Source organism: Enterobacter sp. Ap-867, assembly GCF_011752855.1.
Taxonomy (GTDB): Bacteria; Pseudomonadota; Gammaproteobacteria; order Enterobacterales; family Enterobacteriaceae; genus Cedecea.
In genome coordinates this window covers 1,345,178-1,368,632 of sequence record NZ_VWWS01000001.1, presented here as the reverse complement: position 1 = coordinate 1,368,632, position 23,455 = coordinate 1,345,178, and the positions used below count along the sequence as shown (strand labels likewise).

Here is a 23,455-nt window from a genome sequence, read left to right as displayed (position 1 = left end):
CGTCATCTCGACCTGTTCACATTTTCAGGATGGTTTTATGCATTCAAGCAGTACAAATATCGCTGCGCCGCAGGGCGCACACGTTTCCCGGGCCCGCAGCATCGCGGCGGTGCTGGCGCTGAGCCTGGGCTGTTTCACTTTTGTCAGTACCGAACTGATGCCGGTGGGAGTGCTGCCGGGCATGGCTGCCGGGCTAAACATTTCCCTCGGCGTGGCCGGTTATCTGGTCACGATTTTTGCCTTCATGGTGGCCCTCACCGCCGCGCCGCTAACCGGGTTACTGGGGCATATTAACCGCAAAACGCTGATGGCTGGGCTGCTGGCGGCCTGCTTTGCCGGCAACCTGATTACCTGGCTTGCGTCTGATTATTTTGTTGTCTTTGTGGGGCGTATTCTGGTGGCCGCGGCTATCGGCGTATTTTGGTCCACGGCGGTGGTGACCGCCGTGCATCTGGTGGCAGCACGCAACGCCGTGCGGGCAACGTCCATTGTTTTTGGGGGCGTTTCGCTGGCAACGGTGCTCGGGGTTCCGGCGGGCACGATGCTGGGCGATTTTTACGGCTGGCGGGCGGTATTTGCCGCTCTGTGCCTCTTGTGCCTGGTGGTTTTCACGCTTATCGCCTGGTCCGTTCCCGCGGTACGAATCGCTAAATCCGCCAGACGCGGCGCTATTTCCGCGGTGTTTAAAAACAGAGCATTGCTGGCCATTCTTGGCATCACCGCGCTGGTGGTGACCGGCAACTTCCTGGCCTATACCTACATTACGCCATTCCTTGAGCAAATGGCCCGCCAGAGCAGCTCGCAAATCAGTATGTTATTGCTGGTTTACGGTGCGGCAGGCGTTGTCACCAACTTTGCGGTGGGGCCTTTTGCCGCCCGGGAGCCGCGAACCAGTCTGGGCGTGGTGGCCGCGCTGTTTACCGCCAGCCTCGCTTTTCTTAATGCGGCGACCGTCAGCCATACCACAATTTTTATCGCTATCGCCCTGTGGGGTGCAGCTTATGGGGCTCTGCCGGTGTTGCTGCAAACCCTGGTGTTCAAAGAGGCATCCACGCTTGAAGGCGGCCCGGATGCGGCAACCTCGGTCAACGTGTCGGTGTTTAACGCGGCAATTGGCTTCGGCTCACTGGTCGGCGGCGTGCTGATAAACCTGACTGGGCCTCGCCCTATTCCCTACGTGGCCGCCGCTTTTGCGCTGGCCGGGCTGTTGGCGGTGATAGTGACCCGTGAAAGCAAATTCCGTGGTGGCTGATGGCCTTTTTACAACACCTGGCCAATCATGATTTTATGGCCTTCTGGCGTCGCGACGAGAAATTCGCGCATCCCATGTGGACGGCTGGCCGGTGGTTGTAAAATGATGGCACCACGCCGGGTAAACTCGGCGTAGAGTGCATCCACGTCATCAACATGCAGATAGCCGAAATAACTGTGATCCCCAAGGGAAGCTGGGGCCAGCGCCTGCGGGCAATGGCCCAGCATCACCTTCACTGTCCCTCGCACCGCTAATTGCCAGCCGTTCGTGCCAGGCCATTCAAGGGTAAAGCCTAACGTATCGCGGAAATAACCTGCAGTGTCATCAAGGTTGTTTACCGCCAGCACAAAGGCAAAAGGCGTAATATTATTAGTCATTTACAATCTCTTCAGGCTGAAAAATTCAGTGTAGAGCCGTTCATCATGTATCGCAAGAACGCCCTGTTTGTCATTTTTTTGTCATTTGTACGTCAGCACTTTGTTGGCGCCCGGGAACTACATTGGTCCTGACCCCCTTGTTGAATCCTGAGGATAGATCATGAAATTACGCCATCTCTCTGCTCTCGCCACCCTTGTGCTGGCGTCTCTTGGTACCACGGCGGCCTATGCCGACACCGCATCTGCTACACAGGAAGTGAAAAATATCGTGCTGGTGCACGGCCTGTTTGCCGATGGATCGAGCTGGGGCAAAGTTATTCCCCTGCTGCAGGCCAAAGGTCTGCACGTCACGGCGGTACAGAACCCGACGACCTCTTTAGATAACGATGTTGCCGCGGTAAAACGCGCGCTGGCGCAGCAAAACGGCCCGGTGATTCTGGTGGCACACTCCTACGGCGGGATGGTGATTAGCCAGGCGGGCGATGAGCCAGAAGTCAAAGGCCTGGTGTATATCGCCGCCCGCGCCCCGGAAGCGGGTGAAGATTACCCGGCGCTCACCAAAAAATACCCGGCGGCACCGGCTTCCGCTGGCCTTAAATGGAACGACGACGGCTACGGCGCGCTGAGCGAGTCGGCATTTATCCACGATTTCGCCGGCGACCTGCCGGAAAGCGAGGCCAAAGCCTATTACGCGGTGCAGCAGCCAATGGGCAAAGCCATCACCATGGCGAAAACCACGGTTGCCGCCTGGCATGACAAGCCGACCTGGTACGCGGTATCGACTGAAGATCGCACGATCAACCCGGATCTGGAGCGGTTTATGGCGAAGCGCATGCACGCGCAAACCATCGAGCTAAAATCCAGCCACGTTTCGCTGATTTCCCAGCCTGAAGCGGTGGCTAATCTGATCATGAAAGCGGCGCACGTGCCTGGCTACTGAGGTTCACGCCTCTTATAATGACGAGACTGGGGCGGTCTCCACGCCCTTTTCTCTCTTTTCGACGGGATCCGCTGCTTGAAAATCCTCATTATTGAAGACGAAGCGAAAACCGCCGCCTACCTGGTGAGCGGACTGAACGAAGCGGGCTATACCGCAGACTGGGCGGCTAACGGCATTGACGGCCTGCATCTGGCCCGGGAAGAAAATTATGACCTGATTCTGCTGGACGTCATGCTGCCGGAAATGAACGGCTGGACGGTAATGGAGCGTTTACGCGCCCACAGCCAGACGCCGGTGCTGTTTCTGAGCGCGCGCGGCAGGCTGGAGGACCGTTTACGCGGGCTTGGTCTGGGGGCCGATGAATACCTCGTCAAGCCTTTCTCCTTTGCCGAACTGTTGGCAAGGATCCGCATTATTTTACGCCGCGGCCAGCCGCAGGCCGAAGCCGAAGAAGTGCTGACGATGGCCGATCTGCTGGTGGATGTTGCCAGGTTTCGCTGCGAGCGCGAAGGCAAGCGCATCACGCTGACCAATAAAGAGTTCAAGCTGCTGGTGTGCTTTCTCCAGCATCCGGGGCAAGTTCTGTCGCGAACGTTTCTGGCTTCCCGCGTGTGGGACATGAATTTCGACAGCGACACTAACGTGGTGGACGTCGCGGTGCGCAGGCTGCGGCAAAAAGTGGACGACCCCTTCCCGGTGCGGCTAATCCATACCGTGCATGGCGTGGGCTACCGCTGCGAGCCAGAGTCATGAAGCGTACTTCGCTAACCTTCCGCCTTGCCGTGTTGCTGGCCGCCTTTTCCTTTGTGGCGTTTACCGTCATGGGCAGCGCGCTCTATTACGCCCTGCGCCAGCAGCTTTCTATCCGTGATGACGCGGCGCTGGTTTCCCGCGTGGACCAGATCAGTACGCTGCTGCGGGATCTGGATGCGCGGCAGTTGATCCGCGAAAAGCCCCATTTGTTTGCCAATATGCTGGGCAATACGGAATCCCTGCTGGTGATCCGCTATGTGGGCGGTGCCACATTGCTGGAAGTTAACCCCATGCAGCGCGCGCTTCCCACCGTGACGCCGGTTGCCGCCAATCAGCGGCTGACGCTTGAGGCCGTACATCACGCCAATAATGCGGACGGCACACCGATGGTTTACATGGCGGCAATTAGCCCCTCGGCCAATAATTTACCGCCGCTGGAGATTGTGTCGGCGCGGGTGCTAAGCGACAGAACCCATATTCTCGAAGAGTATCGCAACAAGATTATTCTCTTTGCCTCGATGATGGCGGCCATCTCGGTCGTACTGGCGGTGATCTTTGCCCGACGTGGCATTTCGCCTTTGCGTCGTCTGGCCGATCGCACGGCGACTATTGGCACCCAAACGCTCTCGTCGAGGCTGGATAAGCAGGATGTGCCGATGGAGCTTGATGCGCTGATTGACCAAATCAACGCGATGCTCGAGCGGCTGGAACGCGGGTTCCAGCAGTTAAAACAGGTCAGTGCCGATATGGCCCATGACCTGCGCACGCCGATAACCACCCTGCTCGGCCAGACAGAAGTTGGCCTCGGCGCGGCGAGGGACAACGCCTATTACCAGCGACTGTTGGGCTCAAACTTTGAAGAGCTGCAGCGTATGTCGCGGATGATAGACAACATGCTGTTTCTGGCCCAGGCGGAACAGCCTGACCAGGAGATCCAGCGGCGTGATATTGACATTGTTGAAGAGACTCACCGCCTCGGTGAGTATTTTGAGGATCTGGCCGCCGAGCGTGAGGTGACGATTCAAACGCACGCCAGCGGCACGGTCAATGCGGATGCCCTGTTGCTGCGCCGTGCGCTGGCGAACCTGCTGTCTAACGCGGTGCGCTATGCCGAGCCCGGCAGTGAGATTGAGATTGCTGCCAGGCCTGAAGCGGAAGGTATGTCCATCGTGGTGATGAACCGTGGGGAGACCATTTCCCCGGCGCACCAGGAAAGGCTTTTCGACCGGTTCTACCGGGCCGACCCTTCCCGCAACGACTCGGCGCACTCCAGCGGACTTGGCTTATCCATCGTGCATTCCATCATGCAGTTGCATCAGGGGCGCTGCTGGGTGGAAAGCCAGGCCGGGGTGACCCGCTTTGGTTTATGGTTCCCTGACCGAAACTAGCCAAACGCCTCAGGCTTTTTTGTCTGCGGCCAACAGTCCAAAAAGCGCTGAGTCAGAAATCACGCCGTTGATTTCCCAACGCTGCCGCAGCAGCCCTTCCTGAGCAAAGCCCAGCTTTTGCAGGGCGGCTGCAGAAGCCTGGTTGCCAGGATCAATTTCAGCTTCGATGCGACGCAGATGAAGTACCTTAAAGGCATAGCTAATCAGCGCCTCGGCGGCTTCGTTAACCAGTCCCTTCCCCCAGTGCTCGCGCCCCAGACCAAACCCAATCTCGGCGCGGCGGGAATGAAAGTCAAAGCTGAAAAGCATACATTTTCCCGCCAGCTGGCACGACTGTTTATCCCGGATGCACAGCGTCAGCGCAGAACGGTCCTGCATCTCTGCCGTTCTGCGGTCGATAAAACGCAGAGCATCGTCAAGGGAGCACCAGGGCGCGGTGTTCCAGTATTTCATCACCTGTGGATCGGAAAAAATGCTGAGCAGTGCCGGGGCATCTTCCGGTGAGGGTGGCGAAAGTATCAGGCGCGGAGTTTCAATCATTACCTTGAACGGCGAGGCGTGTTCAGCCTGCTCTTTATCAGCAAGAAGCGTTCCGGCCGGGTAGCAAAAAGTTTGCATAACGTTATTTCCCTATAGCGATGGTGGCAGGCTGTTTGTTATGAATGCCGACGTAATATTTTGGCCGGAAGATAGCGCTGCATCGGCGTGGGCGACTGCCCGTCAATCAGCTTGCTGATCAGGTCATAGCAATGAAAAGCCAGCTGGCGGTTATCCTGCTGAATGGTGTCGATGCGCACCGACAGCGAGTCATACAGGTAGTGGTCGTCAAAGCTGGCCAGGTGAATGTCGCTCTCCAGCAGGTTGTGCTGGCTCATGTAGCGCAGCACGCCCTCAAGCAGGCCGCAGGCGGCGGTAAACAGCGCTTTGGGCGGACGTCCAAGCTGCGCGCACAGTGCAGCAAAGGACTCATAGCCCGAGCTCGGATGATAGTTGCCGTGAATGATCCACTCCGGGCGCAGCGTGACGCCCGCCTGAGCCAGGCCCTGGGTAAACCCTTCCAGCCGATCCCGCGTGGGGGAAAGCCTCGGCTGGCCGCCTAAAAAGTAGAATTCATCCGCATGCTGGCGGGCAATCGGGGCGATCAGCTCGGCGGTAGGCTGCACCGAGTCGGTGGCAACCAGCGGCAGCGCGGTGTCGTTCATGTGCCGGTCAAACAGCACCACCGGCAGTTGCTCACTCAGTTTGTGGTAATCCACAGCTGTCAGCATGCTGGAGGCGACAATCAGGCCGTCAACCTGGCGCGCAATCATGTTGCTGACCACCATGTTTTCCTGGCCCGGATTTTCGTCAGTGCAGGAGATAAGCAGCTGAACGCCCGCTTCACGGCAGAGCATTTCCAGCTCGTGGGAGAAAACGGCGAACCCGTAGTTGGTGATCTCCGGGACCACAAGCCCAATGGTATGGCTGCGGTCATCCCGCAGCGAGCGAGCGTGAATGCTCGGCTGGTAGTGCTGTTGTTGCGCAATCGTCATGATGCGTTCGCGGGTGGCCTGGGCTACCCTCAGCTCTTTGCCCCGGCCATTGAGGACCAGGCTGGCGGTCGCCTTTGAGACGCCCGCCAGTTCGGCAATATCTTTAATCGTGACGCGTTTGGTTTTTTTCACAGCGTAACCGTGGCAATGAGTCGAAAACCCTCATTGTATCATGCAGGAACGCAGCGGCCAGTAGCGCAACGTGACCGCCGACTCGCCGTTGAAAGAGAGCCGCTCCGAAGGATGCGGGAAATAGCGGCTGCTCATCACGCCTTCCCCCTGATTGATGAAGATCTCAACGCTTGAGCTGTCGCAGAGGATCTGCAGCGAGGCAACCGCGCCATGCCAGTAACGGTGAAGCGGCTCGCCCGTCGCCAGGCTCGGACGCTGAAGCGTAATGCCCTGCCCGGTAACGTCCAGCGTCAGGCCGCCGCCAAAGCGGAGACTGAAGCGACCCGTGGCCTCTATCTGGAGTTCCAGGCGCGTTGCATCCAGCGCCGGAGCCAGGCTGGCTGGCCCTTGCCAGCGCTGTTCTTCTTCGCGCAGCAGAGCCAGTTCCGCTATCGGGTTTTGATAAAGCTTGCCGTTGTTAAGCGTAAGCTCCCGCAGGCAGGTCATCTGGTGGATCCAGCCCTGTTCACGGGTTGGCTGCAGCATCTCCTCGCCGTCCGGCACGCCCATCCAGCCGACGAGCAAACGCCGCCCGTCCGGCGCCAGCGCCGTTTGCGGGGCATAGAATTCAAAGCCTGCATCCAGTTCGTTCAAGTCGCCGTGGCTGAATGTCGCCGTGGCGTAATCAAAGTCGCCAACCAGATACGCCGCAGGGTAAACGTTCAGAAAGCGTTCATTTTGACGGGCCAGCCCCTGCGGACAGCAGAGCAGCACATGTTTACCGTCAAGAGGGAAAAGATCGGGGCATTCCCACATATAGCCTGCGTCAGCCAGCCCGTGGACGCCGTTCCCGGCAATTTCGCCTCTGTTTTCCCAGTCGCGCATATTCGGCGAAGAAAACAGCAATACCTTGCCCCGCTTGTGAAGATCCTGCGCGCCCAGCACCATGTACCAGACGCCCTCGTGCTGCCAGACCTTCGGGTCCCGCACATGCCCGGTGTAGCCCGCAGGCAGCGGTAAAACTGGCCCCATTTTGTCAAAGCCACCGGCGCTGTTTTCCACCGCAAGGCATTGCCAGGCCGTGCGGCTGCCGTCGTCAAACTTAACGTTGCCGGTGTAGCACAGCGTCAGTCTGCCTTCGAGGTCAACGGCGCTGCCGGAGTAGCAGCCGCTGCGGTCGTATTCTTCATCCGGCATCAGCGCCAGCGGCTCGTGTCGCCACTGCACTAAATCAGCCGAACTCCAGTGGCCCCAGCACTTGTATTTATGATCCGCCGCCAGCGGGTTCCACTGATAAAACAGGTGCCAGCGCCCGGCAAACCAGGTAAATCCGTTCGGATCGTTCATCAACCCGGTCACCGGGGCGTGATGCCACTGCGGATAGTGTTTATCCTGCAGGGCTTTGGGCTGGCCTGTCATCACGGCCTGCAAAATGGCCGGTAAACGGGAAGCAAGCGTCATGCTTCAGACTCCGCTTTGTATTTCAGTAACAGGGAGAGGATGAACGCCACGCCAAAAGCGATAACCATCCCGATGATGTAGTTCACCAGTGAACTGGCCTGCACAATAGCCATGCCCGGCAGCGCGGTTAAGCCGACCGCCGTCATGTACACATGCACGGAAACCACCCAGGCCCCGCCCGCTGCGCCGCCCACTAGCGCCGCAATAAAGGGTTTAACAAACCTGAGGTTGATCCCGAAAATCGCCGCTTCGGTAATGCCCAGCATGGCAGAAAACGCCGAAGGCAGCGTAATTGCTTTGATTTTTGCATCCCGGGTTTTAAACCATACCGCCAGGCAGGCTCCGCCCTGCGCGACGTTTGCCATTGCCCAGATAGGCAGCAGGAAATTAACGCCGATGGCCGGATTGCCAAGCAGCCCGGCCTCAATAGCGTGGAAGCTGTGGTGAATACCCGTGATCACAATAACGGAATACAGCCCGCCAAAAAGCAGCCCGGCGAGCCAGCCCGCGTGGGCAATAAGCGTGCTGAGCACGAATGAGATGCCGTCCCCCAGCGCGCGCCCGGCCGGGCCGATAATCAGCAGCGCGATAAAGCCGGAAATGATGACCGTCAGGAACGGCGTCAGGATAAGATCCAGCGCATCCGGGATCACCCGGCGCAGCTGTTTCTCCACCAGACTCATAAACCACACCGCCAGCAGCACAGGGAAAACCGTACCCTGGTAGCCAATCATCGCCACTTCCAGCCCAAAGAAGTTCATGGTGTGGAACCCGGCCGCCACGCCCCAGGCGTTGGTTAACGCCGGATGGGTTAAAATTCCGCCCAGCGTCGCGCCCAGGTAAGGGTTGCCGCCGAACTCACGGGCGGCGGTGAAACCAATCAGGATAGGCAGAATAATAAACGCCGCCGAGCTGCACATATCCAGCATGATATAGAGCGCGTTATCCGGGCTGACCCAGCCGTAGGTTTTCACCATCCCGAGCAGCCCCATCAGCAAACCTGAGGCCACAATGGCAGGAATGATTGGCACAAAGATGTTCGACAGCAGACGGGCAATGCGCTGGAACGGATTCAGCTTTTTCGCCGCAAGATCTGCGGCTTCGGACTTGCTTGACTCTGCAATGCCTGCGGCCTGAATAAAGGCAGCATACACTTTATTCACTACGCCAGTGCCAAAGATGATTTGCATCTGCCCTGCGTTGCGAAAACACCCTTTCACGCCGTCGACTTTGCCAATCGCCTGTTGGTCTGCCAGCGCATCATCCACCAGAACCAACCGCAGCCTCGTTGCGCAGTGTGCCGCGCTGGCGATATTGTCTTTGCCGCCCAGCAGAGGAATCAGCTCTCTGGCAATGTGATTGAAATCCATAGTCACCTCTAAACGCTTTCTTGTTATGTCGTGGCACTCCCGCCGCAGCGGGAGGCCAGTTCGTTAAAACCAGGTTTCCATCTGAACGCCAAAGTTCCATTCCCCACCGGCGTTAAAGCCGCTGCTGCCGAAGGCGTCATTGCTCGCGTATTTGTCCAGTTTGCTGCTCCAGTCCATCCAGGTAGCAAACAGGCGCAGTTCCGGGCGGCTGAAGAAGTCGCCGATGCTGCCGGCCTTCAGCGTTGGGGCAAAGGTCAGCTTGTAGAAGCTGCCGTTGACCGCATTACGGTCTTTGTAGCCTTCTGGCCGCAGATCCATGTACTGATAGCTGCCCTCGAACGCCAGAGCAAAGTTCTGGGTGACTTCTTTGATAAGCCGCGCGTTGACCGTGGCCCATTCATAGCTGTCTCCCTTCACGTAGCGATCTTTACTGCTTTGCGCCAGCAGCGCCGGAGCAATATGCCAGCCGCCGCCAATCGGCGTCACGCCAAAGCTGGCAAAGCGCCAGGTATTCGCCTCCGACAGCAGCGCACCGTCCGACCCGATCCCTTTTACTTCGGCGCCAAGACCGTGGCCGTAGAGCAGCGCGGTTTTAGCGCTGCCTTCGCGCAGGCCGTAGAAGCTGTCGTTATGCAGCCCTACCAGAGTATGCACGCCGGTATTGGCGGCATCTTTTTGAATCAAATCGCCATTGGCATCTTTTCGGTCGTCGTTATCCTTTGCCCGAAGACCGGTGACCATCAGCTGGAACGGCCCGGCAAAGTGATTCATGGTCAGCATATAGTTCTGGACGGTGTTGCCGGTGTCTTCGAGGTTGCCAAAATTGCGGCCATAGACCGCAAAGTTGCTGCGCAGCCCGTCGTTCCATTTCACGTCATACACGCCGCCGCCGGTGCCGGCGAGAAACACCACGTCGGAGTCCAGCCAGTGAATGTCGAAATTGTCACGATCGAAGCGCTTGCCTGCCCACCAGGTACTGCCTTTCAGCGGGCCCTCAAAGCCGGGGAGATTCCCCAGTTCGGCGAAGGCCTGGCGAATATTCAGGTCGCTGCTGTCCGCCGACCAGTCGTTGTAGGTCTTTTGCCCGTCCGCGAGCATAGCTTTAAAGCGGGTAGTGGTGCCATTGTCCAGCGTCTGGCGGTGCTCCAGATTCAGCTCAACGTAGGTATCGGCCTCGTTACCCAGTCGCCCTACTGCCCCCCCGGTTTCCCCGGCGGGCGTTAAGTAAGGGCCGCTTTTACTGCTGGATGCAGAATCATTCATTAACAGGCCGGAACGCGCGTAGCCGTGGAATTCAAAACCAGTTTGCTTATCTGCTTTTGATTCCAGTCGTGCAGTACGGTCGGCCACCGCCTGAGTGGTTGCCTGAGTTTGCTGTTGTTGAGTGGCGAGCAGTTGCGCTTTGCTTTCGGCGGCGCTGGCGCGTTGTTCTGCGGCCTTCGCCCTGCTTTCTGCATCCTGTAAGCGCTGCTCCATCGCGGCAAGGCGTGATTCTATGCTGTTTAAATCCGTGGCGGCCTGCGCGGACGCCGTGCCAATCAGCAAGGCTATCATCACTGCCAGTTTATTTTTCTTATACATGTTCGTCGTATCCCTGAGAGGCTAATGTCATTTGTTTAGCTAAACCGGTTTAGTTGAAAAAGGGTAACCAGGGCGAAATACCGAGGGCAACGAATTTTGCTAAACCGATTTAGTAAATGTGACAGGCACGACAATCAGAATATATTTTTACCGTATTACAGCGATTGCTCGACCTCTTCCCGGTGAGGCAGCGCGGTCATCGCGCCTTTCGCCGTTGTCGCCAGCGCCCCGCAAAGCTGCGCCTGAGCGATAATCCCGGCCAGGGCTTCTTCGCTGTCGGGTAAGCCCTGGGTCGCCAGGCCGCTGAGCAACCCGGCAACAAAAGCATCGCCTGCCCCGGTGGTATCCACACAGACCACGGGCCGGGCATCAAAGTGGTAGATCTGACCGTGGTAATACACCAGCACGCCTTCCTTGCCCTGAGTGACCAGCAGAAGTCGCAGAGCAAAGCGGCTGACCAGCTTTTTAATGCCCTCATGGAGATGGGTTTTCCCGCTGATAAAAATCAGCTCTTCGACGGAGAGTTTCACCACATCGGCCAGCAGCAGCGCCCTCGTCAGGCAAGCCTGCAGCTCTGCGACGTCATGCCAAAGATCGGGACGGATATTAGGGTCAAAGCTGACCAGGCCCCCGGCTTTTTTTATCTGCTCCATGGCGGAGAACGTCGTGTTCCGGCTGGGTTCCGCGCTTAAGGCTATCGAGCAGACATGCAGCCACTGACCGTGGCTGAAGGACGGAATATCATCGTATTCAAGGAATAAATCCGCACTGGGGCGAACCATAAAGGTGAACGTGCGTTCGCCGTGTTCATCCAGATCTACCACCACCGTGGAGGTTCTCTGGTTGGCATCCAGCCGCATAAATTCGGTGTTTACTCTTTCTTCCTGCAGCGTGCGTCGCATAAAGCGACCAAAGGGATCGTCCCCCACGCGGCCAATAAATCCGCTGCTGCCTCCGAGGCGCGCAATCCCGACGGCAACATTGGCCGGTGCCCCGCCAGGGCATTGCAGTAACCGGCCATTGCCGTCCGGAAGCAGATCGACGACGGCATCGCCCAGAACCCAAACTTGTACGCTCATGGTGTCTCCATTCGTAAGCTAAATATTGCTAAACTGGTTTAGCTATTTAAACACACTCACGGAACGCGCTGAAACAAAATTCCTGCCGATTTGAGGACTTGTGTAACCAAAGTTCTTGGCCTGGCGGTGTCGGATGCAAAATCGCTGTGCCATAATATTGCGCGAAAACTTACCGAATGAGCCTTACTGGCAAGACGTTACGTCGAAAAAAGAGTATGCACATGGACATCAAACCAAAAAAACATCGCTCGCTTTACATCCCTTACGCCGGACCCGTTTTACTTGAATTCCCCCTGTTAAATAAAGGCAGCGCTTTCAGCATCGAAGAGCGCCGCAATTTCAACCTGCTCGGCCTGCTGCCGGAAGTGGTTGAAACCATCGAAGAGCAGGCAGAACGTGCCTGGATTCAGTACCAGGGCTTCAAAACCGAAATCGACAAGCACATCTACCTGCGCAACATCCAGGACACCAACGAAACGCTGTTCTACCGCCTGGTTGAAAATCATCTGGAAGAGATGATGCCGGTGATTTACACCCCCACCGTGGGGGCCGCCTGTGAGCGCTTCTCAGAAATCTACCGCCGCTCTCGCGGGGTGTTCATCAACTACGAAAATCGTCACCACATGGACGATATTCTGCAGAACGTGCCGAACCACAACATCAAAGTGATCGTGGTGACCGACGGCGAACGTATTCTCGGCCTGGGCGACCAGGGCATCGGCGGGATGGGCATTCCTATCGGGAAGCTATCGCTGTACACCGCCTGTGGCGGCATCAGCCCGGCCTACACCCTGCCGGTGGTGCTGGACGTCGGCACCAACAACCAGCAGCTGCTGAACGACCCGCTGTATATGGGCTCTCGCCATCCGCGCATTACCGGCGACGACTACTACGAGTTTGTGGACGAGTTTATCCAGGCCGTGCGCCACCGCTGGCCGGACGTGCTGCTGCAGTTCGAAGACTTCGCGCAGAAAAACGCCATGCCGCTGCTGACCCGTTACCGCGACGAGATCTGCTCGTTTAATGATGATATTCAGGGCACCGCCGCTGTGACCGTCGGGACGCTGATCGCCGCCAGCCGTGCTGCAGGCAGTCAGCTTAACCAGCAGAAAATCGTCTTCCTGGGCGCAGGCTCCGCGGGCTGCGGCATCGCCGAGCAGATCATTGCCCAGATGCAGCGCGAAGGGCTGAGCGAAGAAGCCGCCCGTGGCAACGTGTTCATGGTTGACCGTTTTGGCCTGCTCACCGACAACATGCCTAACCTGCTCTCCTTCCAGACCAAACTGGTGCAGAGCCGCGAAAGCCTGGCGGAGTGGGATCTGGAAAACGAAGCGATTTCCCTGCTGGACGTGGTGCGTAACGCGAAGCCAAACATTCTTATCGGCGTTTCCGGCCAGACCGGCCTGTTCACCGAAGAGATCATTCGCGAAATGCACAAGCACTGTGCTCGCCCAATTGTGATGCCGCTGTCTAACCCGACTTCCCGCGTGGAAGCCACGCCGCAGGACATCATCACCTGGACCGATGGCGCCGCGCTGGTGGCCACCGGCAGTCCGTTTGATCCGGTGACCTGGAAAGATAAAACGTACCCTATCGCCCAGTGCAACAACGCCTATATTTTCCCTGGCATTGGCCTCGGGGTGATTGCCTCCGGCGCGTCGCGCATTACCGACGAAATGCTGATGGCGGCGAGCGAGTCGCTGGCTCAGCATTCTCCGCTGCTGAACAATGGAGAAGGCATGGTGCTGCCAGAGCTGAAGGACATTCAGAAAGTGTCCCGCGCTATCGCCTTTGCCGTGGCGAAGATTGCCCAGCAGCAAGGCGTAGCGGTAGTGACCTCCGCTGAAGCCCTGAAGCAGGCCATCGACGATAACTTCTGGCTGCCGGAATACCGCGACTATCGCCGGACTTCCATCTAACGAAGCCATTGTGGTACATGTTCAAACCCGCCTTTTGGCGGGTTTTTTATTTTCAGTTTCGCGCCTTAAGAAAATCCAGAAAAGCGCGGAAAGCGGCGGACGGATGCTTGCGATTCGGGAAATAGAGGTGAAAACCCGGCAGCTCCGGCAGCCAGTCATCCAGGACGGAAATCAGTTTCCCGCTCTGAAGGTGTGGTTCGGCCATCTCCCGCAGCACATAGGCCAGGCCCACGCCGTTAAGCGCCATGTCGAGAGCAATATCCAGGTCGTCCACAACCACGGGGCCACTCACAACGACCTCCTCACGGCTTTCAGCTTGTTCAAAATACCAGCCAAAAGCTTTCCCGCTGGGGTAACGGAATTGAATGCATTTGTGTTCAGTTAACCACTGTGGCTCTGCCGGGATCCCATGCTGAGCAAAATATGCCGGCGTGGCGACAACCGCGTAGCGTACCGGCGGACCGACAGGAATAGCTTTCATATCCTTCTCTATAACCCGGTTCAGCCTCACGCCTGCATCAAGCTGCGCCTTCACGATATCGACCAGCCGGTCATCCATCTGCACTTCAACCTGAATATCAGGATACTGACGGGTAAAGTCGGCAATCAGCGGCGCAAGCTGAAGCCTGCCGCCCTGGCGTACAACATTGAGCCGAATAATGCCCATCGGCGTCTCGCGATAAAGGTTGAGTTCGTCGAGCGTGAGGCTGATGTCATCAAAAGCCGGGGCAACCTTCTCATGCAGTTTTCTTCCCGCCTCGGTGAGCGACACGCTGCGCGTCGTCCGGTTGAACAGCCTGACTTTAAGCCGCTCCTCCAGTTGGCGAATGGAATGGCTTACGGCCGAGGGCGTTAGCCCAACCTCTTCCGCCGCCTGGCGAAAACTGCGGTACTTCGCCACGATCACGAAATAGCTGAAATCCACCAGCTTTATGCTCATTAGTGAATATTCCTCACTTCCCCAAGAAAATTCATGATCTTTATTACACACCAGACGGGGGATAAAGTCTCGCTATCGCAATAGATATCCCTGATAACGAGGTTTTAAGATGAAAAACATTAAATTAGAAAAAGTCTTCATCGCCGGTGGCTACGGCATGATTGGGTCAGCTATCGCCCGCCAGATTCGTGAGCATTTTCCTGCGGTTGAACTGGTGATTGCAGGTCGCAGTCCGGCAAAAGGCGCGAAGTTAATCGAGCAACTGGGGTTCGCGCACCCGGCGTTTATCGACTTCACCGGAGCGGAAGTGCCTGAGCACGCCGCTAACGCGCAGCTTATTATTGCCGCCGCGCCGGACCCTAAGAACCTGCTGGCGGAGTTTGCTATCAAAAATAACATCGCCTTCATAAATATTACCCAGGCAACGGGTGACGCCATTTTGCCGCTGCTGAATTTAACTCAGCGCTATCGGCTGACTCAGCCCGTCGTGCCGCTGGGCTATTACGAAGCGGGCCTTTTTTTACCGTTGGTTAGCCTGCTTGCCGCTGATTTTAGCGTTATTGATAGCGTGCAGCTTTCCGCGCTTCATGACCCGGCGGATCCGTTGGGAGAACTTTCCAGCAGCGAATTAGGCAATGAACCTGCTTCGGCTCTGATTCGGGAGTCAGGAAGCTGGACGCATTCATCCACTCCCCGGGATATCACTCTCCAGAATGGTGAAGTGGTTCAGGGCGTGCCGTTCAGCATACTCGATACCACCGCGGTGGCCGCTATAACCAGCGCGAATTCGGTCAGGCTGGATATCGCGGCGGGTACGTCAATGGGTATGCATCAGCATGGCAAGCCGTCTATTGACCTGTACGTTGATATTGCCGGCACGGATTATGCTGGCGAGCATGTCAGAAAGCGCGTGATTGCCTCTGACCCACACGGTCAGGCGCATATGACCGCTTTTGGCGTACTGACGGTGATTAAGGCGATGCTAGACAGTGAAAAAGGAGGCCTGGTTGCCGCTGAAATGCTGCTGGATATGGCTGCGGCGCTGCAGCAAATGAAAGACGCCGGGATCGCCATTTCCCGCGAATAAGAAAAATATCAATGCAGGGTCCTGCATTATATTCATCACGTTAATGAAGAAAGACTCACCTATAAACGATTCAGGCCGTAGGCATCAATATAAGTAAATATATGTAACTATATACAATGATCATTGTTGCGAACTGGGATTATTGATACTTTCCAGGCAGTTTAACCGCACTCAAAAAAGGGAAATATTATGAGGAAAGTGTCAGCTTTTATCGGTTCATTACTGCTGGTTTCTGGTTCCACATGGGCCGCGCCCGCTAAGGATTGTGTGAAAGTGGACAAAGCCGCGATTGAAGGCTTGTTCGACCGCTGGAATGACTCGCTAAAGACTGGAGATGCTAAAAAAGTCGCTGATACGTATCTTACCGATGCGGTGTTATTGCCTACTGTGTCAAACCAGGTACGTCTGACGGACGCCGAACGTGTGGATTATTTTGAACATTTTCTGGCGAAAAAGCCCGTGGGTAAAATTGACAGCAGAACGGTTAGAATTGGCTGCAATAAAGCGATTGATGTAGGGACCTATACCTTTACCTTTGAGGATAAAACGACGGTTTCTGCACGATACACTTTCACCTACGCCTGGGATGGCAGCGACTGGAAAATCTCTTCACACCACTCTTCCGCGATGCCTGAAGTTTAATTAATAAAGGCGGTGACGTTTGTCACCGCCTTTATTGGCTTGTCTGAATACCAACAGGGCCACTTTAATCGTGCGCGTTTCGTTTCTTAAAAAGCGATTATGGCTTTTTGTAGACGTAACTCAGCAGAATAGGATCGTCAGGGATCTGCGTGAACTGCGTGATTATCTGGTGGTAGTCCGCCGTTGGGTCAAGATCCTGCAGTTTTTGCGGGTACAGGTCTTTGGCTAAGATTTCCATCCCGATAATGTTGTACGGGTGATTATAGAAGTGGTGATACACGCCGTAGACCTTGCCTTCTTTCACCGGCTCGATGTTCTGGAACGTGTTACGGGCCAGCAGTTTACTGAAGGTGGCGTTCACTTCCTGCGGCGTACCGCCGTAGCCAAACGGCAATACGCTCGGATTCGGGCGTTTAGAGCCGGACATAATATAGACGTCAGGCTTCATGGCGATGATCTGCTCCATGGAGACAAACCCGGCGCTGCCAGGCAGCAGCTTAGAACCAATGTTCTTCCCGCCTACCGCTTCCACCAGCGCGCCCCAGCCGTTGTGCCCGTGGGTGAAGCAGCAGTTCTCGGTGTTACCGGCGATCGGCTCAATAAACACCGTAGGTTTGTTTTTAACATCGGCCGCCACCTGCTGAATGCGGGCCAGGTGCTGCTGGTAATAGTCAGTGTACTCTTTGGCGCGTTTCTCCTGATTAAGCACGGTGCCCAGCAGCTTCACGCTGTTGGCGGTGTTCTCTACCGGGTGCAGCTCATAATCAACGAACACCACCGGAATATTGAGTTTTTTAAGGGACTTAATAACGCCGGTTTGCTCCAGCGCAGGCTTGGCCCGCAGTTGCGCAATCATGATGTCCGGCTGCTGCGCCAGCACGCTCTCAAGGTTGACTTCGCCCTGATCGCTAAAGCCCATATCAATAATTTTGGTGGCTTCAGGCCATTTGCCCTTCAGCACATCCCAGGTTTGGGTGTCCTGTTTTTTCGGCAGGTTATTCCAGGCTACAACGCGTTTGAACGGATCTTCACGGTCAAGCAGCGCAAGCGACAAAATGTCTCGCCCATCCTGCAGGATCACATGCTTAGGTTCTTTTTCGATAGTAATACGCTGGTTATCCATGTCGGTAACCGTGATGGGGTAAGTGGTGGCGCCGCACCCCGCCGAAGCGAGCAGTAACCCTGTCAGGACCAAATTTGCTTTCATTGATTGATGCTCTCCATGAGAAAGAGATTAGTTATTATTACTATTTATATTAATAAAGCCTTAATTTCCCACGGTATGGCAAGCACTGATTGGTTTAATTTTATTACGTGACAATGTCACAAAAACTTAATCAAAATCGTAAACATATGAATACACCTCCCGTAACCCTCATTTGACGCATCTACGCTTTTCCCTTACCCTGCGCGGCATAAATGTATACAGCTCTTCGTAAATGCAGAGGAAAGCGTGAAGAACAGGACTCTTGGCAGTGTTTTTATCGTGGCGGGAACCACCATTGGCGCAGGCATGCTGGCGATGCCGCTGGCGTCTGCTGGCGTAGGGTTTAGCGTCACGCTGCTGATGCTCGTCGGCCTTTGGGGATTAATGTGCTACACCGCACTCCTGCTGGTAGAGGTTTATCAGCACGTTCCGGCGGACACCGGTCTGGGCACCCTCGCCCGGCGCTACCTTGGCCGCCCCGGGCAGTGGTTAACGGGGTTCAGTATGCTGTTCCTGATGTATGCCCTGACGGCGGCTTACATTAGCGGCGCCGGTGAACTGCTGGCGGCAAGCCTTAGCCAGTGGCTGTCCACTTCTATCTCCGCCACTTCTGGGGTGCTGTTGTTTACCGTTGTGGCGGGCGGGATTGTCTGCATCGGCACTCACATGGTCGATATGTTTAACCGCGTGCTGTTCAGCGCCAAAATCATTCTGCTGGTGGTAATGCTCGCGCTGATGATGCCGCATATCCACCACACCAACCTGCTCACGCTGCCGATTGAGAAAGGCCTCGCGCTTTCCGCCATCCCGGTCATCTTTACCTCGTTTGGCTTCCACGGCAGCGTGCCGAGCATTGTCAGCTACATGAACGGCAATATTCGCAAGCTGCGCTGGGTGTTTATCGTCGGCAGCGCCATTCCACTGGTGGCCTATATCTTCTGGCAGCTCGCCACCCTCGGCGCCATTGACTCGCCAACCTTTACCGGGCTGATGGCGGAGCATTCCGGGCTGAACGGCTTCCTGCAGGCTGTTCGTCAGGTGGTGGCCACCCCTCACGTTGAGCTGGCGATTCATCTGTTCGCCGACTTCGCGCTGGCCACCTCGTTCCTCGGCGTTTCCCTGGGCCTGTTCGACTACCTCGGCGATCTTTTTGCCCGCAGCCGGAAAGCCTCTGGCCGCCTGCAAACCGGCCTGATGACGTTCCTGCCGCCGCTGGTGTTTGCCCTGTTCTACCCGCAGGGGTTTGTGATGGCGCTGGGCTACGCGGGCGTTGCGCTGGCGGTGCTTGCCCTGCTGGTGCCGTCGATGCTGGTGTGGCAAAGCCGCAAACAGCATGCGGAGGCGACGTGGCGCGTGGCGGGCGGTAAGCCGCTGCTGGGGCTGGTCTTTGCCTGCGGGATCGCGGTGATTGTTATTCAGTTCCTGATTACCGTCGGCCTGCTGCCGGAAGTCGGTTAACGCTCTCGATATTCACGCGGGGCATTCGTCCCGCGTTCTTCATTTTTTCTGCTAATTCCCCGCTAAATCATCAGGATTTTGGACATAAAACCAGTAATTATGTAAGCAGAGTTAATATTGTAAATGCTAATTATTGTTATTATCATCTCAATTCCCATTATAAAATCGCTTCAGTTCAGATAAACAACATCATGAATCGCATTCCTTTTGGTTCTACTTTCGTTCGCCAGGCACTTGTTAATTCAAAATTATTAATCATTTCAACCTTCATTGTTGGGGCTCCGGCTTTCGCCGCCGACAAACCGAAGGAAGACACCTTAACCGTGGTCGCTACCGCGAACCCGGACGGCTCACCAACCAGCTATACCCAGGATGACTCTACCATCGCCTCCCGCAGCAAGACGCCGCGCAGCGAGATTCCGCAGTCCGTTAGCGTGGTCACGCCGCAGGTGATTGACGACTACGCGGTGACCTCGGTCAATGACGCGATGAAGTTCGTCAGCGGCGTCACGCAGAGTAATACTCTCGGCGGCATCGAGGACGGTTTTGTCAAACGCGGGTTCGGTTCGAACAGCGACGGCTCCGTGTTTATTGACGGGGTGCGCAGCAACCAGGGCCTGGCGATGGATTCCAGCATCGACCATGTTGAGGTGCTGAAAGGCTCAGCCTCCCTGCTCTACGGCATCCTGAACCCTGGCGGCGTGATTAACCTCGTCAGCAAGAAACCGCAGTACAGCTGGAACACCCACGTCAGCGGCACCAGCAGCAGCAACGGCGGTGGCTCCGGCATGGTTGACGTCACCGGCCCGCTCGGCAACGGCTTCGCCTTCCGCCTGGTCGCCGAACGCCAGCATGAGGATTACTGGCGGAATTTCGGCACCGACGAACACACGCTGATTGCCCCGTCGCTCAGCTGGTACGGTGACAAAGCCTCTTTCAATATCAGCTACGTAGAATATAAGTTTGATATTCCGTATGACCGCGGCACGGCGTTTATCAACGGCAAACCGCTCAACATTCCTTACGACCGCCGCATTGACGATTACGCCAACCATGCCTGGGGCAAAAACAAACGCCTGACGACCAACTACTCGTACAAGCTGGATGACACCTGGGAAACGAACCTGAACTACGCCTGGATGCAGCGCCGCTACGACAGTAACGAAGTGCGTGCCACGGCGGTCGATCCTAACAGCGGCCTGGTTTCCCGCCGCGCGGATGCTAACCGCGGCTTTAACCACCAGACGGATTACGCGTCCTGGGACATCAGCGGCAGCCCTGAACTGCTGGGCATGACCCATGACATCACGCTGGGCGTGGATTACGAGCAAAACGAAACCTACAAGAAGTATTCGTATCGTGGGAAGGTGACGAAAACCTTCAATATGTATAACCCGGTGTACGGCGTCTCGCCGGTCACCAACGGCAGCACCTATAGCGATTCCAACAGCAACCTGCGCACTAATCTCTACAGCCGCTCCGTGTTTGCGAAAGACAGCATTCATCTGACTGACCAGTGGATTGCCGTATTGGGTGGCCGCCTGCAGCGCTATACCCAGACCTCCAGCGCCGGTTGGGTAAACCCGCAAACCACGCTGGAGGACCGGGGCAATGCCTTCCTGCCGCAGCTTGGCCTGGTGTACAAAATCGTGCCTGACGTGTCGCTGTACGGCAGCTACAGCAAGTCGTTCACCCCTTCCACGCAAACGGACGACAACGGCAACGTAGCGTCCACCGAAAAAGGGACGACATGGGAAGTGGGCGCGAAATGGCAGATGGCACCTCGCCTGACCAGCAGCCTGGCGCTCTACCGCATTGATGAAAAAGACATGTCGATCTTTATCAACGGCGTGACCCGCAATATCCCGAAAGCGCGCTCCACCGGTGCGGAATTAGAGCTTAACGGCGAAATTGCGCAGGACTGGAACCTGACGGCGAACTACAGCTATGACAAAACTGAGATCGTGGAAGATAACGTCAATCCGGTGAACGTCGGCAACCGCCTGGTAAATGCCCCGACGACCATGGGCGGACTTTACCTTAGCCACACCCTGCGTTTCTCCTGGCTGCCGGGTGAATTACGCCTGGGCGGCGGCGGGCGTTACGTCGGCAGCCGCGCGGGTGACCCGGAAAACAGCTTCACCATGCCGGCTTACACCGTGGCGGATGCGTTTGTGGCCTGGGACAGCAAGCTGCTGGGCAAAAATACCGAGCTGAAGCTGAACGTCAAAAACCTGTTCAACCGCGAGTACTATGAATCCAGTGCAGGTAACCTGCGCGTTATCGAAGGTGAACCGCGCACCGCTTATCTCTCCGCCAGCGTGGACTTCTGAGATGAAAAAGTCGCTGTTGCTCGCGGCCCTGCTGGCGCTTAGCGCCGGCAGTCAGGCCAAAACGATAACCGATATTCTGCAGCGTAAAGTTGAGGTGCCGGATAACCCGCAGCGCCTGGTCGTCGGCGAAAGCCGGATGATTTACACCCTCGCTTTGGTGGAGGACGGTAACCCGGCGAAGCGCGTCGTCGGCTGGCCTGCGGATCTGCAGCGTCTGGATCCGCAGACCTGGAACCGCTACACCGAAGCGTTCCCGGCTATCAAAGATATCCCGACTATCGGCAACAATAACTTCTCGCAGATAAGCGTGGAGAAGGTTATCGCCCTGCATCCAGACCTTGTGATTCTGCCGATCTACGCCAAAAAAGAGAGCAATCACGACAGCTTTCTTACCCAGCTGACGCAGGCGCATATTCCGGTGATTTACGTTGATTTCCGCGTCGATCAGCTGAATAACACCGTTCCCAGCCTGCGTATTCTGGGCGAAGCGCTAAACGACCAGCCGAAAACGGAAAAGTTTATCGCCTTCTATCAGCAGCACATGGCGAAGATTGCCCAACGCCTGGCTGAGGCTAAACCCGTGAAGCCGACGGTAATGTTGCAGCTGCATTTAGGGGATAAAAGCGACTGCTGCACCACCGTCGGGCGCGGCAACCTGGCGGATCTGCTGGCCTTTGCCGGTGGGGATAACATTGCCGTGAGCCGCTTCCCCGGCGTGTATGGCAAGATTTCCCCGGAAGCGCTGCTGACGGTGAACCCGGATATTTACATCGCCACCGGCAGCGCCGGGCCGGATCAAACAGACCGGTTGAAATTGGGGTCGGAAGTCACAGCCGTTCAGGCGCAGCAAAGCTTTACGCAGGTGCTTAGCCAGCAGAAAGTGATTTCTAATCTGAACGCTATCCAGAACGACAAAGCCTGGGCAGTCTGGCATAACTTCTACCTCTCGCCGTGGCATTTACTGGATGTTGAGTTCTTTGCCAAAACCTTCCACCCGCAGCTGTTTGCGGATATGGATCCGCAGCAAACGCTGGATGAGATGAACCAGCAGTTCCTGGTGGTGAAAGAAACAGGCACTTACTGGACGAAACTGAAGTAATCTGTGTGCGGGTCAGCCGCTCTGACCCGCCAATTTTACTAGTTGTATCTTTCATTCCTCAGGTAGACAGTAGTGAAAACCTGTTTCTTTCCATGAGGTGTCAATGCCAGACTCGTCCCCCGCTCAGCCCACGCTTCATCTTCTCTGCGGCAAAATTGCTGCCGGTAAATCCACCCTGAGCGCAAAGCTGATGGAAACGCCCGATACTATTCTGGTCAGCGAAGACAGCTGGCTCGCGGCGCTTTACGGCGAGCAAATGCAAAGCGTGGCGGATTATGTCGCCTGCTCAGGCAAACTGAAAAAAGCGCTAACGCCGCATCTTGTTTCCCTGCTGAGGAACGGGCTTTCGGTGGTGCTCGATTTCCCGGCGAATACGCTGGCAAACCGCCAGTGGATGAAGTCGATTGCGGATGAAGCCGGGGCAGATAATCGCCTGCACTATCTGGACGTGCCCGATGACGTTTGCCGGGAGAGATTACGCGCCCGCAACAGCAGCGGAACTCATGATTTTGCCGCTACGGACGCGCAGTTTGATTTGATTACCCGCTACTTCGTTGCGCCCGATGAGCGCGAAGGGTTGACGATAATCCGCTACCCATAAGGTGACATTGTCACCTTTTAAACTTGACTAAAGGCTGTAACCCGGTTTTTTCAGCAGCGAATCCATCTCCGGCGCAATCTGCGTATCCCACACTTCGGCTTTCCAGTTCGCCTGATCGATCATTTTCAGCGCCACGGACAGCGACTCGTCCTTCGAGCCGAAGTGCTTTTTCAGCACATCACACATTTCGCTGGCCACGGCCTGTTTTTGCTCTTCGGTCAGCTCACGAGGGAAACATTTGATTTCGATATGCGGCACGGTGATTCTCCTTTTTGTTGTTGAACAGTAGTTTTACTGCTTCACAGGGGGATCGGGCAAGCGGCGG

Annotated in this window: 21 protein-coding genes; 11 read left to right on the top strand and 10 right to left on the bottom strand. The window is 56.3% G+C overall.

Annotation, left to right across the window (positions count from 1 at the left end):
* Positions 1-37 precede the first annotated feature (37 nt).
* Positions 38-1,252 carry an MFS transporter gene (locus F3J26_RS06415; RefSeq protein ID WP_166992448.1) on the top strand — a complete coding sequence of 405 codons (1,215 nt, stop codon included), beginning with the start codon at positions 38-40 and terminating at the stop codon, positions 1,250-1,252.
* A gap of 8 nt (positions 1,253-1,260) precedes the next feature.
* Here F3J26_RS06415 and F3J26_RS06410 read toward each other — a convergent pair whose 3' ends face one another.
* Entirely contained in the window at positions 1,261-1,629 is a 369-nt protein-coding gene (locus tag F3J26_RS06410) for a VOC family protein (protein WP_166992445.1), read from the bottom strand.
* A gap of 160 nt (positions 1,630-1,789) precedes the next feature.
* Between F3J26_RS06410 and F3J26_RS06405 the strand changes: the two genes are divergently transcribed.
* From F3J26_RS06405 to F3J26_RS06395, 3 genes are all read left to right on the top strand, one after another.
* Positions 1,790-2,569 carry an alpha/beta fold hydrolase gene (locus tag F3J26_RS06405; protein ID WP_166992442.1) on the top strand — a complete coding sequence of 260 codons (780 nt, stop codon included), beginning with the start codon at positions 1,790-1,792 and terminating at the stop codon, positions 2,567-2,569.
* Between the two features lie 75 nt (positions 2,570-2,644).
* Positions 2,645-3,322 carry a heavy metal response regulator transcription factor gene (locus tag F3J26_RS06400; protein ID WP_166992439.1) on the top strand — a complete coding sequence of 226 codons (678 nt, stop codon included), beginning with the start codon at positions 2,645-2,647 and terminating at the stop codon, positions 3,320-3,322.
* Positions 3,319-4,710, top strand: coding sequence for a heavy metal sensor histidine kinase (locus F3J26_RS06395; RefSeq protein ID WP_166992436.1), 1,392 nt, complete (start codon positions 3,319-3,321; stop codon positions 4,708-4,710). The genes F3J26_RS06400 and F3J26_RS06395 overlap by 4 nt, the downstream gene beginning before the upstream one ends.
* A gap of 9 nt (positions 4,711-4,719) precedes the next feature.
* Here F3J26_RS06395 and F3J26_RS06390 read toward each other — a convergent pair whose 3' ends face one another.
* The 6 genes from F3J26_RS06390 to cscK form a co-directional block, all read right to left on the bottom strand.
* Positions 4,720-5,328 carry a GNAT family N-acetyltransferase gene (locus F3J26_RS06390; protein ID WP_205246357.1) on the bottom strand — a complete coding sequence of 203 codons (609 nt, stop codon included), beginning with the start codon at positions 5,326-5,328 and terminating at the stop codon, positions 4,720-4,722.
* A gap of 38 nt (positions 5,329-5,366) precedes the next feature.
* Entirely contained in the window at positions 5,367-6,374 is a 1,008-nt protein-coding gene (locus F3J26_RS06385) for a LacI family DNA-binding transcriptional regulator (protein ID WP_166873793.1), read from the bottom strand.
* Between the two features lie 30 nt (positions 6,375-6,404).
* Positions 6,405-7,814, bottom strand: a complete 1,410-nt coding sequence (locus F3J26_RS06380) for a sucrose-6-phosphate hydrolase (RefSeq protein ID WP_166992432.1) — start codon at positions 7,812-7,814, stop codon at positions 6,405-6,407.
* Positions 7,811-9,184, bottom strand: coding sequence for a sucrose-specific PTS transporter subunit IIBC (locus F3J26_RS06375; RefSeq protein ID WP_166992430.1), 1,374 nt, complete (start codon positions 9,182-9,184; stop codon positions 7,811-7,813). The genes F3J26_RS06380 and F3J26_RS06375 overlap by 4 nt, the downstream gene beginning before the upstream one ends.
* 63 nt (positions 9,185-9,247) lie before the next feature.
* Positions 9,248-10,765, bottom strand: coding sequence for a carbohydrate porin (locus tag F3J26_RS06370; protein ID WP_166992428.1), 1,518 nt, complete (start codon positions 10,763-10,765; stop codon positions 9,248-9,250).
* 155 nt (positions 10,766-10,920) lie between these two features.
* Positions 10,921-11,844: a fructokinase gene (cscK, locus tag F3J26_RS06365; protein WP_166992425.1), complete on the bottom strand. Its 924-nt coding sequence runs from the start codon at positions 11,842-11,844 to the stop codon at positions 10,921-10,923.
* 221 nt (positions 11,845-12,065) lie between these two features.
* Between cscK and F3J26_RS06360 the strand changes: the two genes are divergently transcribed.
* Positions 12,066-13,763, top strand: a complete 1,698-nt coding sequence (locus F3J26_RS06360; protein WP_166863902.1) for an NAD-dependent malic enzyme — start codon at positions 12,066-12,068, stop codon at positions 13,761-13,763.
* A gap of 52 nt (positions 13,764-13,815) precedes the next feature.
* Here F3J26_RS06360 and F3J26_RS06355 read toward each other — a convergent pair whose 3' ends face one another.
* Positions 13,816-14,703 carry a LysR family transcriptional regulator gene (locus tag F3J26_RS06355; protein WP_166992422.1) on the bottom strand — a complete coding sequence of 296 codons (888 nt, stop codon included), beginning with the start codon at positions 14,701-14,703 and terminating at the stop codon, positions 13,816-13,818.
* A 109-nt stretch (positions 14,704-14,812) separates the two neighbouring features.
* Here F3J26_RS06355 and F3J26_RS06350 point away from each other — a divergent pair, with 109 nt between their 5' ends.
* Both F3J26_RS06350 and F3J26_RS06345 read left to right on the top strand, forming a co-directional pair.
* Positions 14,813-15,790, top strand: a complete 978-nt coding sequence (locus F3J26_RS06350; protein WP_166992419.1) for a saccharopine dehydrogenase NADP-binding domain-containing protein — start codon at positions 14,813-14,815, stop codon at positions 15,788-15,790.
* 189 nt (positions 15,791-15,979) lie between these two features.
* The gene (locus F3J26_RS06345) at positions 15,980-16,432 is read left to right on the top strand and encodes an SgcJ/EcaC family oxidoreductase (RefSeq protein ID WP_008458880.1); all 453 of its coding nucleotides are present in this window, start codon (positions 15,980-15,982) and stop codon (positions 16,430-16,432) included.
* 97 nt (positions 16,433-16,529) lie between these two features.
* Here the strand turns inward: F3J26_RS06345 and F3J26_RS06340 are convergent, their stop codons facing one another.
* Entirely contained in the window at positions 16,530-17,639 is a 1,110-nt protein-coding gene (locus F3J26_RS06340) for an ABC transporter substrate-binding protein (RefSeq protein ID WP_166992416.1), read from the bottom strand.
* 246 nt (positions 17,640-17,885) lie between these two features.
* Here F3J26_RS06340 and tyrP point away from each other — a divergent pair, with 246 nt between their 5' ends.
* The 4 genes from tyrP (at position 17,886) to F3J26_RS06320 (ending at position 23,130) form a co-directional block, all read left to right on the top strand.
* On the top strand, positions 17,886-19,097 hold the full coding sequence (gene tyrP, locus F3J26_RS06335) for a tyrosine transporter TyrP (RefSeq protein WP_166992413.1): 1,212 nt from the start codon (positions 17,886-17,888) through the stop codon (positions 19,095-19,097).
* Positions 19,098-19,288: 191 nt separating this feature from the next.
* The gene (locus F3J26_RS06330; RefSeq protein ID WP_205246356.1) at positions 19,289-21,430 is read left to right on the top strand and encodes a TonB-dependent siderophore receptor; all 2,142 of its coding nucleotides are present in this window, start codon (positions 19,289-19,291) and stop codon (positions 21,428-21,430) included.
* A 1-nt stretch (position 21,431) separates the two neighbouring features.
* On the top strand, positions 21,432-22,529 hold the full coding sequence (locus F3J26_RS06325; RefSeq protein ID WP_166992410.1) for an ABC transporter substrate-binding protein: 1,098 nt from the start codon (positions 21,432-21,434) through the stop codon (positions 22,527-22,529).
* A gap of 103 nt (positions 22,530-22,632) precedes the next feature.
* A complete protein-coding gene (locus tag F3J26_RS06320) occupies positions 22,633-23,130 on the top strand; it encodes an AAA family ATPase (RefSeq protein WP_166992407.1) in 498 nt (165 codons plus the stop codon).
* A 27-nt stretch (positions 23,131-23,157) separates the two neighbouring features.
* Here the strand turns inward: F3J26_RS06320 and pptA are convergent, their stop codons facing one another.
* Positions 23,158-23,388, bottom strand: coding sequence for a tautomerase PptA (pptA, locus tag F3J26_RS06315; RefSeq protein WP_039293536.1), 231 nt, complete (start codon positions 23,386-23,388; stop codon positions 23,158-23,160).
* Positions 23,389-23,455: the final 67 nt, after the last annotated feature.